We start from the raw sequence: 13,775 nt of genomic DNA on the forward strand, positions 1-13,775 counted from the left end.
TATTTTATGTTTGTTCTTAATTTTCTAAATACAAATCAATAAGCCCTTCTGGAGTTTTTACAATAATTTTCTTGTGGGCTCTATCTATCTTCTCAATAAACTCATCAGCCATAGGAATAAGTATCTCATTTCCGTTCTCATTCTCAATTTCAAATAACGCTTGAGAAGTACTGTCGTTTATTCCAACTATTTTCCCTACTACTCCGTAGTGCACATCTTCCACCTGAAACCCTATCACTTCGTGGTAATAAAACTTATTCCCCGATAGTTTAGGCAATACTGCAAGAGGTAAATAAACTTTGTGTCTCAATAGAGCTTCTGCATCAGCCTCAGTTTCTATCTCTTCAAACTTCACGCGCAATAAATCCGACTTGTGTAAAGTGCTCTTTTCAATAAAAAAAGGAACCAGATTATTGCCTAAGGCAATAAATACTGATTCCATTTCTTCATACATTTCAGGGTCGTCGGAATCTAACTTAATTAGCACCTCGCCCTTAAAACTAAACTTTGACGCAATTGTTCCTATATAAAAACAATCTTTTAAAGTCATAGGGTTATGCCTCAGTTTCGTTATTTTCTTCAGCAGGAGCTTCAGCTTCGGTAGCTTCCGTAACCTCTTCGGTTGCTTCAGCTGTTGCTTCGGTAGCTTTAGCTACAGCAGCGTTCTTGCGTTTCTCATTAGCTTCTTTTTCAGCGTCCAAAGCCTTTGCTTTTGCTTCTGCTTTCTCTTTAGCTAATTTTTGTTCTTTTGTAGATACTTTGTTAGCTTTCTCTTCTACCCAAGCATTGAACTTAGCCTCTGCTTGTTCTTCGGTCAAAGCTCCTTTGGCAACTCCACCAAGCAAGTGGTATTTTAGCAATATCCCTTTGTAAGAAAGAATACGACGTGCTGTGTCACTAGGTTGTGCTCCGTTTTTCAACCATTTTACAGCTGCATCTACATCTATTTCAATCTGAGCAGGATTGCTAACAGGATTGTAAGTTCCTAACTTTTCAAGGAATTTACCATCTCTTTTTGCACGTGAATTAGCAGCTACAATCCAATAGAAAGGCTTGCCTTTTTTTCCGTGACGTTGTAATCTAATTTTTACTGGCATAAAAAATTTAATTAGTGAGGTTCACGACCTCGTTATTAATTCGGGCGCAAAAGTAATAAATTTTTTCATATTCACAACGTTCTTACATAAAAAAGTTTTACTTTTGCATTCTGAATTCGTAATAGCAGCTCTCTATTACCTTTGAACAAACTATGAAAATATCATTTAAAAACGACTATTCCGAAGGGGCTCACCCTTCTATTTTAAACCGAATGTTAGAAAGCAACCTCGAACAACAACAAGGATATGGTTGTGATACTTATACTACTAAAGCAAAAGCTCTTATTGCCGAAAAACTAAATAATCCTCAAAGTAAAATATATTTCGTAAGCGGAGGTACACAAGCCAATCTCTTAGCATTAGGAGCAATGTTACGTCCTTATGAGAGCGTTATTACTTGCGAAACCTCTCATATTTGCGATAGCGAAACAGGTGCTATCGAAGCTACCGGACATAAAATACACCTCACCCCCGCAATAGATGGCAAAATACAACTTGATGATATTCGTGAAGTAGCTACTTGTTACACCAATTTTCCTCATCAAGTAGTGCCCCGATTAGTATATATTTCCAATGCTACCGAAGTAGGCTCTATCTATACGCTTCAAGAATTAAAAGATTTGTACCACCTGTGTCAAGAACTAAACCTTTTACTCTATATCGATGGAGCGCGTTTAGCTCACGCTCTCAATGCTTCTGGCAATGATATTACTTGGGAAGATTTAGCTCGTTATACCGATGCTTTCTATATAGGAGCTACTAAAAATGGGGCAATAATGGGAGAAGCAATTGTTTTAAACAATCCTGAACTTCAATTGGGCTTTGAGTACCATATCAAACAAAAAGGGGCTTTACTTGCCAAAGGAAGGTTTCTCGGCATACAGTTCTTGGAGCTTTTCCAAAACAATTTATTTAACGAATTAGCCCTTCACGCAAATGCTCAAGCTAAACGTATCCAAGACGCTTTTATAGAAAAAGGAGTACACTTCTTGTCGCATACTCCTACTAATCAGGTGTTCCCTATTCTCACTAATGAGCAAGTAGCTCTTCTCCAAAGGCAATTCGATTTTTATATATGGAAGAAAGTCGATGAAACCCATACTGCCATACGTCTTATCACTTCTTGGGCTACTAAACCAGAAAATGTGGATACTCTCATTAACGTTATTAAAAAACTATAGCTTTTTATAAGCGATAAGATTTTACTGCCTCTACAAAAGCAATAGCGTTTTCTACGGGCACATTAGGTAAGATACCGTGCCCTAAGTTAGCGATATAATGGTCTTTTCCAAAAGCATCTATCATCTCTTTCACCTTCTGTTTGATTTCGGCAGGAGGTGCTAAGAGTCGTGAGGGGTCGAAGTTACCTTGTAATACTTTTTTACCTCTTGTAAGTTCGCGCGCTATTTCAGGAGCACACGTCCAGTCTACGCCCAAAGCAGCTACATTAGAAGTCGCCATTTCAGGCAAAGCATACCAACAGCCTTTCGCGAAGACAATCACTTTGGTAAAAGGAGCAAGAGCTTCTACTATCTGGTTGAGGTATTGCCACGAGAATGTGCGATAGTCGTTAGGAGCTAACACTCCTCCCCAGCTATCAAAAAGCTGTACGGCATCTACCCCTGCTTTTACTTTTTCTTTCAGGTAAAGAATCGTTGTGTCAGTAATCTTTTGCAATAAGCTATGTGCTACCGAAGACTGCGTAAAACAAAGCTCCTTAGCCGTCGAAAAATCACGTGAACCTGAGCCTTCCACCGCATAACAGAAAATTGTCCAAGGCGAACCCGCAAAGCCAATTAAGGGCACACGATTGTTCAGCATTTGCTTAGTGAGCTTTACTGCCTCCATTACGTAGCCCAAACGCTCTTCAATATTAGGCACAATTACTTGTTCCACATCTTTAGCTGTACGGATAGGCTTAGGCAACCACGGTCCCACGCCTTTTTTCATTTCTACTTCTATATTCATAGCCTGAGGCACTACCAATATGTCCGAAAACAATATCGCAGCATCTACCCCTACTATATCTACCGGTTGTACGGTGATTTCCGCAGCCAGCTCCGGTGTCTGACAGCGCGTAAAGAAGTCGTATTTATCGCGTAAAGCTCTAAATTCGGGCAAATAGCGTCCTGCTTGACGCATCATCCACACAGGCGGTCGTTCAGTAACCTCACCGTTGAGTACTCTTAAGAATAAGTCGTTTTGTATCATATTTTAATTTACATAAAGAAGACTGCCCAAGAACAAAGTTCATTGGACAGTCGTTATAAAAGGAATAATAACTTTTAAATGCTTTTGATAATAGTAACAAAATCATCAGCTTTAAGGGCAGCCCCACCTATGAGTCCGCCATCTACATCTTCTTTTGCAAAGATTTCTTTTGCATTATCCGGTTTTACACTACCTCCATACAAGATGGATACTTTATCAGCAACCCCTTTGCCATATTTGTCAGCAATAGTTTTACGAATAAAGTGGTGAATTTCTTGTGCTTGGTCAGGAGTAGCGGTTTCGCCTGTACCAATAGCCCATACAGGTTCGTAAGCCAATACAATATGTTGCCAAGCCTCAGCAGGCAAGTGGAACAAACCATTTTTGATTTGGCTACCTACCACATCAAAGTGCTTATTAGCTTTGCGGTCAGCTAACTCTTCACCAATACAGAACACTACACGCATATTGTGTTTAAGGGCTGTGTTCACTTTTTTAGCTAAACTCTCATCAGTTTCGTTAAAGTAAGCACGGCGCTCAGAGTGTCCTAAAATAGTAGTTTTTACCCCAATACTGCCTAACATTTCAGCCGAAATCTCTCCCGTGTAAGCACCGTTTTCAGCAAAGTGCATATTTTGCGCAATTACTTCGATGTGGCTACCTTTTACTGCTTCTACAGCTGGAATAAGGTTTACAAAGGTAGGGGCAATCATTACCTCAGTATTTGTTTGAGGTACTTTTTTTAATAGGTCGGAAATAAGTGCTAACGACTTGTTAAGGTCGTTGTTCATTTTCCAGTTCCCTGCTACAATTTTTTTTCTCATATAATGAACTTTTTATTTTCTAACATCTCGGCAAAGATATAAATAATTTATCAATTAGCAAAATTACTGATGAACACTACTAACGAATTACCTAATTAGCTAATTTATATTGTTTCTAATAGAATATTGCCATATCTTTGCCTCGTCTTTTAAAAGCGATTGCTTTTCAAGCACAAAGTTGAACCATAAAGATTATTTAATTTAGAATTATTTTTGTCGGTAAGCGATGGGAATCTGCTTACCGGCTTTTTTATACGTTAAAGCGGAAGTGCATAATGTCGCCGTCTTTCACGATATATTCTTTACCTTCCACGCGCATTTTACCAGCTTCTTTTACTTTAGCCTCACTGCCATAAGTAATAAAATCATTATAAGCGATTACCTCAGCACGAATAAATCCTTTCTCAAAATCGGTGTGAATTACCCCTGCGGCTTGAGGAGCAGTGTCTCCTTGATGAATCGTCCACGCACGCACTTCTTTTACCCCTGCGGTGAAATAAGTTTGTAGGTTCAGCAGGTGATAAGCTGCACGAATCAGTTTAGAGGCTCCTGGTTCTTCTAAACCTATATCCTCCAAGAACATTTGGCGTTCTTCGTAACTTTCCAATTCGGTGATGTCAGCTTCAGTGGCTACTGCCAATACAATCACTTCGGCATCTTCACCTTTTACGGCATTTTTCACTTGTTCCACATAAGCGTTCCCATTTTTAGCCGATTTTTCATCTACATTGCACACATATAGCACAGGCTTGGTAGTGAGCAGTTGGAAGCTGTCCAGCAATTCTTTTTCTTCATCGCTTACTTGCACCGCACGAGCCGAAACACCCGTGAGCAATGCCTCCTTTACACGGTTGAGCAAGTCCATTTCTTTTGCCGCTTTCTTATCGCCTGCTTTCGCTGCACGCGTTACTTTCTCCAAGCGTTTTTCAACCGTTTCAAGGTCTTTTAACTGCAATTCTATATCAATAGTTTCTTTATCGCGTATAGGGTCTACACTTCCATCAACGTGTACGATGTTGTCATTCTCAAAACAACGCAATACGTGAATAATCGCATTACACTCACGTATATTTCCCAAAAATTGGTTACCCAAACCTTCGCCTTTACTAGCGCCTTTCACCAGTCCAGCTATGTCTACAATCTCTACCGTTGCAGGCATTACACGCTCAGGTTTTACAAGGCTTTCGAGTTTCTCTAAACGGGGGTCAGGTACGTTTACAACACCCAAGTTGGGCTCTATAGTACAAAAAGGGAAGTTAGCACTCTGTGCTTTAGCATTTGATAAACAATTAAATAAAGTAGACTTCCCCACATTGGGCAGTCCTACAATTCCTGCTTTCATATATATTTATTGTATAATTTTAGGGTGCAAAAGTACGGTAAATAACAATAATGACAAATATTCTAATAATACTATTTTATCAATGAGGTAATTTCTTAATACTTCTCCTGTATTCCATCACCATCTCATCAATAACCTCTTTTACGCTTTGTACCTGGGTAATGAGACTCGCTACTTGCCCTATTTCCAACTCGCCTTGTTCTACGTCTCCTTCAAACATTCCTTGTTTGGTACGGCGATTACCTACTAAGGCTTTAAGGTTTTCGACAGTAGCTTGCTGAGTGTTGTAGAGCTCTTTTACCTCCTTATAGAAGCCGTTTTTAAGCAAACGTACAGGGGCTAATTCCTTCAACGTAAGTTCTGTATCACCTTCGCCGGCTGCTATTATTCTTTCTTTAAAATTAGGGTGTACAGAAGCTTCGGTAGTAGCCACAAATCTACTGCCTATCTGTACCCCTTCGGCACCTAAGGCAAGAGCAGCAAGCATTCCGCTACCTGTAGCAATTCCCCCTGCGGCAATGAGTGGAATATCTAATACTTTGCGCACAGCAGGAATGAGCACCATTGTGCTAGTTTCTTCACGTCCGTTATGACCGCCTGCTTCAAAGCCCTCAGCTACCACAGCATCTACGCCGGCAACTTGGGCTTTAAGGGCAAACTTACTACTGCTCACTACGTGAGCTACTTTTATGCCTTCTTTTTGTAATAAAGACGTATAGGTAGCCGGATTTCCTGCCGAAGTAAATACAATCTTTACCCCTTCGCGCAAAATCACTTCAATAGCTTTGTCCATTTCGGGGTACATAATAGGAATATTCACCCCAAAAGGTTTATCGGTAGCCACTTTGCACTTACGTATGTGTTCTGCAAGGGTTTCGGGGTGCATAGAGCCTGCGCCCAATAGTCCTAAACCACCTGCATTGCTCACTGCTGAAGCCAATCGCCAACCACTTGCCCATATCATTCCTCCTTGAATAATAGGGTATTGAATATTAAAAAGTTCTGTAATACGTGTTTTCATTGTCTACAATTTAAGGTTTTTATTCTCATCGAACTCCCAAAAAGGATTATAAGCGACTTCAAACACATAACCGTCTAAATCTTTAAAGTAACCGCTATAGCCACCCCAAAATACTTTTTGAGCAGGTTTCACTATGGTAGCCCCTAGTTTGCTAACTTTGGCTAATACAGCGTCTACTTCCGCTTCTGAGGTAGCATTGTAGCTGATAGTTATTCCTGCAAACGAACTTGGCTCATAAGGCAAAGTAGTATCTTCTGAAAGTTCTTCTAAGGGGTAAAGCCCCAATACGATGCCTCCCAAAGGGAAAAGAGCATAGTCGTCCATACTTTTATCTGATTTTTGCCAACCTAAGCCTTCGTAGAAACTAAGGGCTTTTTGAAAATCGCGAACGCCCAAAGTAATCAAAGTAAATTTTTGTCTCATACTATTGATTTGTTAAAAGTTCTTTTTCTTTTTTAGATACTTTGGCGAGTACTTCTTCGTAAGAATGTTGTACCATTTCTTCAATAAGAGTAGGAGGGAGGCTCTCTACCAAAACTGTATTCCAAAGTTTTTTGTTTAAGTGATAGCCTGCTATAATCTTTTCAGGGTATTGCTCACGAAGCTCCAAAGCGCGCTCAGGGTTGCATTTGAGACTTGCCCTCAAAGGGACGCTTTCTAAATTCGTAAGCACGAATATCCTTCCACAAATGCGAAAAGCCAATATGTCCTCGCCAAAAGGCATATCTTCAGTAGTATGTGGTAAGGACAAGCAAAAGTCTCTGAAAGTTTCTAAGTTCATTGTTTTAGGTAAAAGGTAAGATAAAAGGGTTGCCTATTATTCAAGACAACCCTTTATTTTATACATTCATTTGTTAATTTACAAATATACTAATTAATTAAGCTTTTGAGGTAAGTGATTTGAAGAATACAAATCCAAAACCTAAGGTAAGCATACAGTGGAATGGGAACATACCAAAGTCGTTAAGACGAACGGCACTGTATAATCCAAAGAGGAAATACAACATTAGTAAAAATTCTACTATCATATTAGGCGATAGTTTGGTATTGATGTATTTGTTGTTTTTCCAGCTATCGGAGAGTGCATTGATATTGAATTTAGGAGTACGCACAAACTCACTGCGTTTGCCTGTGTGTCCTTCGAGTACTGCAACAGTGTTATGGAAAGAGAAACCTAAGGCTACTGAGAAGAACGTTACAAACAGTTTGATGTAGTTTAAAAAGTCGTCGAAGGTCTTTCCTTGCAGGTTCTTATAAGTAAACCAATAGCAAATAAACAAGATAACAGTACTAATGATAAAGAAACTAGTAATGTGGAATATCCACGCTAAATGTCCGTATTGGTTTTTGATGTACAACATAGGGATACTAAGGACTGATACCACAAATACCCATAAGAACATAGAGCTATTGAGGAGGTGCATTACCCCGTGAAATTTGGTTTTCCAACCTATGTTTTTAGCTGCTAATACACGGCTTACTGTTTTACGGAAGTTCTCAGCCCCTCCTTTGTTCCAGCGGAACTGTTGAGAGCGTGCTGCTGAAATAACTACTGGAAGCTCGGCAGGTGTTTCTACATCTTCCAAATATTTGAATTTCCAATTCTTTAATTGAGCGCGATAACTGAGGTCGAGGTCTTCGGTAAGGGTGTCGCCTTCCCAGTTACCTGCATCGTAAATGCACGCTTTACGCCAAATACCTGCTGTACCGTTGAAGTTGATAAAATATCCTTTAGAATTACGCCCTACTTGTTCAAGAGTGAAATGGACATCAAGAGCGAGAGCTTGTATTTTAGTAAGGATAGAATAATTGCGGTTGATGTGCCCCCAGCGAGTTTGCACTACGCCTATTTCAGGGTCTTTGAAGTATACTACCGTACGTTTGAGCCAATCGGGTTGAGGCATAAAGTCGGCATCGAAGATGGCAACAAAATCACCTTTGGCAATAGCTAAGCCTTCTTTAAGAGCACCAGCCTTAAAGCCTTCGCGATTGGTGCGACGAATGTGCTTAATATCCAAGCCTGTAGCTTGTAGTTCTTTAATGATTTCAGCGGTTTCAGCTACTGATTCGTCGGTAGAGTCATCGAGCACTTGAATTTCGAGTTTGGTACGAGGGTACTCCAATTTTGCGATATTTTCGAGCAAACGACGTACTACATACTTTTCGTTGTAAAGTGGTAGCTGGATGGTTACGTACGGAATCTCCTTAGGGTCAAGCAAGTTGAACTTAGGAGCCTCGTCGTTTTGTTTGCGATGTTTGAGATAGTTCAGTAGCAAACTAAGCATTGAAAGGCTATATAAGAAAATGCCTACTAATGCTGTACAATAGATAATAATAATCGCGTAATTGATAATTGTTGCCATAAATTATTGTTTTATGTTCTTTCTTTTAGATTTTGCAAATGTACGTGTTTTTTTGAAAACACCAAGCAAAAAAGAAATTATTTTTTAAGAAATCTCTCTTTTTTCTAAACTAATAAACTGTATATCAATAATTAGCTTTGAAGTTGTTTTATGACTGTACGCACTGATATAAAACCAATTTCTTCTTCTCGAATATCTTTAAGAGCTATCCACCGGAGCTCTTTAATTTCATCGGGGGCTACAATATGTACCTCTTCGGCTTTGAGTTCGCATTCAAAAAAGATATCCATAGTGCGGTAGGGTACATTTTTGTACAGATAATTATTGGGGTAGGTGGTGATGAAGCGCAGTTGCTCGGGTTTGATGATGAGTCCCATTTCTTCTTTTACTTCGCGACAAGCTGCTTCTTGAGCCGTTTCGTTGGGGTCGATAAAACCACCTGGAAGGTCGAGTTTTCCTTTGTCGGGGTTCATATTGCGGACTGTAAATAGTATTTTATCTTTATGCTTGAACACTACTGCTACCGCGGCGGCAATATTGTGGAAATAGGTAAAACCGCAATCGTGGCACAAAAAGCGCACGTTATTAGGAAATTCGATGTTTGTAGAAGTACAATTCGGGCAATGTTTAAATATGCTTTCCATAGTTTTTGGGTGTTTTCTAAAATTAGGTGAATGTTGAGATAACAGATTTTTAAGGTTAGAAAAATATTCTGATAATCTATCTTGGACAAACCTTATACGAATCTTGGACGAATCTTGGACGATAGCTATACCTGGGGTATCACTGTGTAAAGGGTGTTTTGTAGAAAAATTTTCTACATCTTATAGGACTTCACTTATAAAAATAACTTTTTGTACTTGTTGTCTTTTTTTATTAGGCGACAAATGTACTAAATTTTCTTATCTGAAAAAAATAATTTGTAAAAATAGTTTTTAATTGTTTTTTTAGTTGTACCTTTGCAGAGAAATTAAAAGCGTAATTCTATGGATATATTACTCAAGTCGGCAAAGATTATTGATGAAGAGAGTGCCTATCACGGTGCTGTAAAAGATATTTTAATTTCAGATGGGGTTATTAAGCAGATATCCAATCATATTGCTGCCGAAGGGGTAGATAAGGTACTGGAAAACACTTGTATATCACAAGGTTGGACGGATAGCAGTGTTTGCTTTGGCGAACCAGGCTTCGAAGAGCGGGAGACCTTAGAGAATGGAATGCTTACGGCACAGAGAAGTGGTTTTACACACGTGCTCGTCAATCCGCTTACTCACCCCGTAGCCGACAACAAGCAAGCTGTAATGTATATCAAAGAAAAAACGAAGTATTTTGCTACTACCGCTCACCCTATTGGGGCACTAACCGTAGAAAGCAAGGGGGAATTTCTTGCCGAGCTTTACGATATGCAAAATGGAGGTGCTGTGGCTTTTGGTGATTATAAGAAGCCCATACACAACAGCAACCTGCTGAAAATAGCCTTGCAATATACACAGCCTTTCGGTGGTATTGTTATTTCTTTTCCTAACGATGCTAAAATTATGGGGAAAGGTGTGGTGAATGAGCATATAGAAGGCACCCGATTAGGACTAAAAGGTATTCCTGCTTTGGCTGAAGAACTGTGTGTAGCGCGTGATTTGGCTATATTAGAATACGCAGGGGGGAAGTTACATATTCCTACTATATCCACAGCAAAATCGGTAGCGCTTATTGAGGAGGCAAAAAACAAAGGATTGGACGTGACTTGTAGCGTAGCTATCCATAATATTCAGTTTACTGATGAGGTTTTAGAAGGGTTTGATACTAATTACAAGGTGTTGCCCCCTTTGCGCGATACTGAAAATGTGAAGGAGCTAAGAGACGCCTTACAAAGAGGAGCGATAGACTTTGTTACCTCTGACCATAATCCGTTGGACATAGAACTCAAATTTAAAGAGTTTGACCTTGCCTCGTTTGGAACTATTGGGCTGGAGAATGTGTGGGGTGTGCTGAGTCAGTATACAACTGTTGAAAGAGCGGTAACACTGCTTACCTCGGCGCGCAAACGTTTCGGGGTACCTACTGCACCCATAGCTGAAAATACAGAAGCTGATGTTACTATCTTTACTCCCGAAGGAGAGACTGTTTTTACCAAAGAGATGATATTATCAGCTTCGAAGAATAGTGCTTTTATAGGTGCGACGATGAAAGGAAAAGTATTGGGGATTATTGCTCACAGACAAGCAATATTGAACGATGGAGTTTAAGAAATGTCTTACCTTTGTTATAGGGAGCTTGATTTTATTATTTACAAACTGTTACTTTAAAACAAAGAAAAAAACAATGGAAACACATAAAAAACTACCTTTAGAATACGTAATTCGCGAACCACAGGTAAGGACTAAACGTTCGCCTGTAATATTTATGTTGCACGGTTATGGGAGCAATGAGGAAGACCTTTTCTCCTTTGCCGATGAATTACCCAAAGAATACACGATTATATCATTGCGTGCGCCTTATAATTTAACCTCATTTGGTTATGCGTGGTATATGATTAACTTTGATGAAGACCAAGCCTATTGGAGCGATAATGAGCAGGCTATTGAATCGCGTGAGTTAATAATGAGATGTATTGATGAGGCTTGTAAGGTATATGATTTGGATACGAGAAACATAAACCTCTTAGGATTCAGTCAGGGGAGTATATTAAGTATGGCTATTGCGATATCTTATCCTAAGAAAATACGCAGAGTAATAGCACTGAGTGGTTACTTAAATGAGGATATCTTGAAAGACGGATATAAGAAAGAGAACCATTCGGCTACGCACTTTTACGTATCGCACGGCACCAGTGACCAAGTAATACCTGTGGAATGGGACAGGAAAACTCCTGAGTTTTTAAAATCAATAGGGGCTAAATGCACTTATGAAGAGTTTCCGATAGGGCACGGTGTATCACCACAAAACTTTTATTCATTCCGTGAATGGCTTAGTAAATATTGATTTATGGACAAAGCAACACTTAAATCAGAATATAATATATTCAAGCAAAAGGCTTATATTATTATTTATGGGACGAATACACGCTTAGGTAAACTATTTGACCTTGTGCTGTTGTCGCTCATTACTATCAGTGTGATAATGGTAATGCTTGAAACCGTAAAGGGTGTTGACTACCATTTGCACGGTTTGTTAGTGTTTATGGAGTGGGTGATAACCGTTTTCTTCTCACTTGAATATATCTTGCGCATTATTACCAATAAAAAGCCTTATAAATATATTTTTAGTATGTATGGCATTATAGACCTCATTGCTATTTTGCCGATGTACATATCGTTCTTCGCTCCTGGTGCAAAGGCAATATCAGTAGTGAGGGCTCTGCGCTTATTGCGTATTTTCCGTATCTTGGATTTAGCGAGTTTTATGAAGCAAGGGGAGGAGCTGAAAATGGCTTTTCGCACTAGCCGAGACAAAATTCTTATCTTCATTTATTTCATATCGGTGATTTGTATACTCTTAGGGTCAGTAATGTATGTAGTGGAAGGACACCAGAACGGGTTTAGCAGTATCCCACGCGGTGTTTACTGGTGTATTGTAACAATGACTACCGTAGGCTTTGGAGATATAGCTCCGCAAACTACATTGGGACAGCTGATAGCTTCGTTTGTAATGATATTGGGTTATGGCGTTATTGCGGTACCTACGGGTATTGTTACTGCTGAATATACCCATATGAAAAAGAAACATTCTATTGAGGGGAGCAAAAAGCAACACGAAGAGAATGAGGTTGCTGGAAAATTAGTTTGCAAACAATGTTCTTTTGATAAACATTTGCAGGGGGCTAAATATTGTAGCCAATGTGGTAGTGAGTTAATACTCCAAAAGAGCAATCACGATGAAGCATAAAAAAATACTTTTGAGTGTGGTAGGACCTACTGCTATTGGAAAAACGCGAATGGCTATAGCCTTAGCACAACACTTCGGTACTGAAATCATCTCTTGCGACTCACGTCAGTTTTTTAAGGAGCTTTCTATAGGTACAGCTGTTCCTTCGCCCTATGAATTAGCTCAGGCAAAGCACCATTTCATTCAGCATAAATCTATTTTTGAGCCTTATTCGGTAGGCGATTTTGAGCGCGATGCTATTAGCTTGCTCAACACACTTTTTAGAACTCACGATGTGGTAGTAATGGTAGGAGGAAGTGGGCTTTATGCTAATGCAGTGCTCAGTGGGTTAGATGATTTTCCTGAAACCGATGAACAGATAAGAAAAGAGCTGAATGCGCAGTATAAAGCAGAAGGCATTGTTTTTTTGCAACAAAAGCTAAAAACTTTAGACCCTGTGCAATACGAGAAAATAGATACAAATAATCCGCAACGAATGATACGCGCCTTAGAAGTGTGTATGGTAACAGGGAAGCCTTATTCGTCTTTTTTAAACAAAAAAGAAACGGTGAGAGACTTTGACAGCATACAAGTAGGACTTACGGCAGAACGAGAGGTGCTTTACAATCGCATTGATGAGCGAGTAGAGCAAATGCTTGAAGGTGGGTTGCTTATAGAAGCACAAGATATGTTTCGGCACAAGGAACTCAATGCCTTGCAGACAGTAGGCTACAAGGAGTTATTTGCTTTTTTTGAAGGGAAGACCTCGTTTGGCTTTGCGATAGAGGAAATTAAGAAGAACACTCGTCGATTTGCTAAGCGACAATTTACGTGGTTTCACAAAGATAGTTCTATACATTGGTTTGATTACAGGACAACGGTGGAGGAAGTTCTTCAGAAAACTACAATGCAGAAATGTCCATAATACCAAATTAATGACAGAGCGAGGTCGTAGCACAACAGGCAGGTGCAAGCCGCACAGGCAGTCGTAGCACGACAGGCAGATAGTGCGAGCCGCACAAGCAGATAATGAAAAGACGAACAAAAGACGAACAA

General features: G+C 39.6%; 15 protein-coding genes. 5 read left to right on the top strand and 10 right to left on the bottom strand.

Translation table 11 applies throughout. From position 1 onward, the window contains the following. Nucleotides 1-16: 16 nt before the first annotated feature. Nucleotides 17-550: a ribosome maturation factor RimM gene (gene rimM / locus HMPREF9078_RS09595; protein WP_009420490.1), complete on the bottom strand. Its 534-nt coding sequence runs from the start codon at nucleotides 548-550 to the stop codon at nucleotides 17-19. 4 nt (nucleotides 551-554) lie between these two features. Beyond that, a complete protein-coding gene (locus tag HMPREF9078_RS09600) occupies nucleotides 555-1,097 on the bottom strand; it encodes a 30S ribosomal protein S16 (protein WP_009420491.1) in 543 nt (180 codons plus the stop codon). Between the two features lie 152 nt (nucleotides 1,098-1,249). On the opposite strand from HMPREF9078_RS09600, the gene HMPREF9078_RS09605 reads away from it, so the two are divergent. Further along, on the top strand, nucleotides 1,250-2,278 hold the full coding sequence (locus HMPREF9078_RS09605; protein ID WP_009420492.1) for a low specificity L-threonine aldolase: 1,029 nt from the start codon (nucleotides 1,250-1,252) through the stop codon (nucleotides 2,276-2,278). Between the two features lie 4 nt (nucleotides 2,279-2,282). On the opposite strand, the gene hemE is transcribed toward HMPREF9078_RS09605, so the two are convergent. The 8 genes from hemE to HMPREF9078_RS09645 form a co-directional block, all read right to left on the bottom strand. Then, the gene (gene hemE / locus HMPREF9078_RS09610; RefSeq protein WP_009420493.1) at nucleotides 2,283-3,308 is read right to left on the bottom strand and encodes a uroporphyrinogen decarboxylase; all 1,026 of its coding nucleotides are present in this window, start codon (nucleotides 3,306-3,308) and stop codon (nucleotides 2,283-2,285) included. Between the two features lie 74 nt (nucleotides 3,309-3,382). Continuing rightward, nucleotides 3,383-4,132, bottom strand: a complete 750-nt coding sequence (tpiA, locus tag HMPREF9078_RS09615; RefSeq protein WP_009420494.1) for a triose-phosphate isomerase — start codon at nucleotides 4,130-4,132, stop codon at nucleotides 3,383-3,385. A 250-nt stretch (nucleotides 4,133-4,382) separates the two neighbouring features. Then, entirely contained in the window at nucleotides 4,383-5,474 is a 1,092-nt protein-coding gene (ychF, locus tag HMPREF9078_RS09620; protein ID WP_009420495.1) for a redox-regulated ATPase YchF, read from the bottom strand. A gap of 79 nt (nucleotides 5,475-5,553) precedes the next feature. Continuing rightward, nucleotides 5,554-6,495: a nitronate monooxygenase family protein gene (locus HMPREF9078_RS09625; RefSeq protein WP_009420496.1), complete on the bottom strand. Its 942-nt coding sequence runs from the start codon at nucleotides 6,493-6,495 to the stop codon at nucleotides 5,554-5,556. Nucleotides 6,496-6,498: 3 nt separating this feature from the next. After that, nucleotides 6,499-6,918, bottom strand: a complete 420-nt coding sequence (locus HMPREF9078_RS09630) for a VOC family protein (protein WP_009420497.1) — start codon at nucleotides 6,916-6,918, stop codon at nucleotides 6,499-6,501. Nucleotide 6,919: 1 nt separating this feature from the next. Further along, a complete protein-coding gene (locus tag HMPREF9078_RS09635; RefSeq protein ID WP_009420498.1) occupies nucleotides 6,920-7,276 on the bottom strand; it encodes an MmcQ/YjbR family DNA-binding protein in 357 nt (118 codons plus the stop codon). A 97-nt stretch (nucleotides 7,277-7,373) separates the two neighbouring features. Continuing rightward, complete coding sequence (locus tag HMPREF9078_RS09640; protein ID WP_009410730.1) at nucleotides 7,374-8,858, bottom strand: cellulose synthase family protein; 1,485 nt, start codon at nucleotides 8,856-8,858, stop codon at nucleotides 7,374-7,376. A gap of 131 nt (nucleotides 8,859-8,989) precedes the next feature. Continuing rightward, nucleotides 8,990-9,502 carry an NUDIX domain-containing protein gene (locus HMPREF9078_RS09645; RefSeq protein WP_009410731.1) on the bottom strand — a complete coding sequence of 171 codons (513 nt, stop codon included), beginning with the start codon at nucleotides 9,500-9,502 and terminating at the stop codon, nucleotides 8,990-8,992. A gap of 342 nt (nucleotides 9,503-9,844) precedes the next feature. On the opposite strand from HMPREF9078_RS09645, the gene HMPREF9078_RS09650 reads away from it, so the two are divergent. From HMPREF9078_RS09650 to miaA, 4 genes are read left to right on the top strand one after another with little or no spacing between them, the layout of a single operon-like run. Next, a complete protein-coding gene (locus HMPREF9078_RS09650; RefSeq protein ID WP_009420500.1) occupies nucleotides 9,845-11,101 on the top strand; it encodes a dihydroorotase family protein in 1,257 nt (418 codons plus the stop codon). After that, a complete protein-coding gene (locus tag HMPREF9078_RS09655; protein WP_009420501.1) occupies nucleotides 11,091-11,837 on the top strand; it encodes an alpha/beta hydrolase in 747 nt (248 codons plus the stop codon). The genes HMPREF9078_RS09650 and HMPREF9078_RS09655 overlap by 11 nt, the downstream gene beginning before the upstream one ends. Before the next feature lie 3 nt (nucleotides 11,838-11,840). After that, complete coding sequence (locus HMPREF9078_RS09660) at nucleotides 11,841-12,740, top strand: ion transporter (RefSeq protein ID WP_009420502.1); 900 nt, start codon at nucleotides 11,841-11,843, stop codon at nucleotides 12,738-12,740. Next, nucleotides 12,730-13,644 (top strand): tRNA (adenosine(37)-N6)-dimethylallyltransferase MiaA, encoded by a 915-nt coding sequence (gene miaA, locus HMPREF9078_RS09665; protein ID WP_009420503.1) that lies wholly within the window; start codon nucleotides 12,730-12,732, stop codon nucleotides 13,642-13,644. Before HMPREF9078_RS09660 ends, miaA begins: the two co-directional genes overlap by 11 nt. Nucleotides 13,645-13,775: the final 131 nt, after the last annotated feature.

The organism is Capnocytophaga sp. oral taxon 380 str. F0488 (assembly GCF_000318255.2).
Classification (GTDB): domain Bacteria; phylum Bacteroidota; class Bacteroidia; order Flavobacteriales; family Flavobacteriaceae; genus Capnocytophaga; species Capnocytophaga ochracea.

What these genes read in the sequence shown, in the direction of transcription:
- miaA (WP_009420503.1), top strand. Translation starts at nt 12,730, where the DNA reads ATGAAGCATAAAAAAATACTTTTGAGTGTGGTAGGACCTACTGCTATT.
- HMPREF9078_RS09605 (WP_009420492.1), top strand. Translation starts at nt 1,250, where the DNA reads ATGAAAATATCATTTAAAAACGACTATTCCGAAGGGGCTCACCCTTCT.
- tpiA (WP_009420494.1), bottom strand. Translation starts at nt 4,132, where the DNA reads ATGAGAAAAAAAATTGTAGCAGGGAACTGGAAAATGAACAACGACCTT.
- rimM (WP_009420490.1), bottom strand. Translation starts at nt 550, where the DNA reads ATGACTTTAAAAGATTGTTTTTATATAGGAACAATTGCGTCAAAGTTT.
- HMPREF9078_RS09640 (WP_009410730.1), bottom strand. Translation starts at nt 8,858, where the DNA reads ATGGCAACAATTATCAATTACGCGATTATTATTATCTATTGTACAGCA.
- HMPREF9078_RS09625 (WP_009420496.1), bottom strand. Translation starts at nt 6,495, where the DNA reads ATGAAAACACGTATTACAGAACTTTTTAATATTCAATACCCTATTATT.
- HMPREF9078_RS09645 (WP_009410731.1), bottom strand. Translation starts at nt 9,502, where the DNA reads ATGGAAAGCATATTTAAACATTGCCCGAATTGTACTTCTACAAACATC.
- HMPREF9078_RS09660 (WP_009420502.1), top strand. Translation starts at nt 11,841, where the DNA reads ATGGACAAAGCAACACTTAAATCAGAATATAATATATTCAAGCAAAAG.
- HMPREF9078_RS09655 (WP_009420501.1), top strand. Translation starts at nt 11,091, where the DNA reads ATGGAGTTTAAGAAATGTCTTACCTTTGTTATAGGGAGCTTGATTTTA.
- HMPREF9078_RS09635 (WP_009420498.1), bottom strand. Translation starts at nt 7,276, where the DNA reads ATGAACTTAGAAACTTTCAGAGACTTTTGCTTGTCCTTACCACATACT.
- HMPREF9078_RS09630 (WP_009420497.1), bottom strand. Translation starts at nt 6,918, where the DNA reads ATGAGACAAAAATTTACTTTGATTACTTTGGGCGTTCGCGATTTTCAA.
- HMPREF9078_RS09650 (WP_009420500.1), top strand. Translation starts at nt 9,845, where the DNA reads ATGGATATATTACTCAAGTCGGCAAAGATTATTGATGAAGAGAGTGCC.
- HMPREF9078_RS09600 (WP_009420491.1), bottom strand. Translation starts at nt 1,097, where the DNA reads ATGCCAGTAAAAATTAGATTACAACGTCACGGAAAAAAAGGCAAGCCT.
- hemE (WP_009420493.1), bottom strand. Translation starts at nt 3,308, where the DNA reads ATGATACAAAACGACTTATTCTTAAGAGTACTCAACGGTGAGGTTACT.
- ychF (WP_009420495.1), bottom strand. Translation starts at nt 5,474, where the DNA reads ATGAAAGCAGGAATTGTAGGACTGCCCAATGTGGGGAAGTCTACTTTA.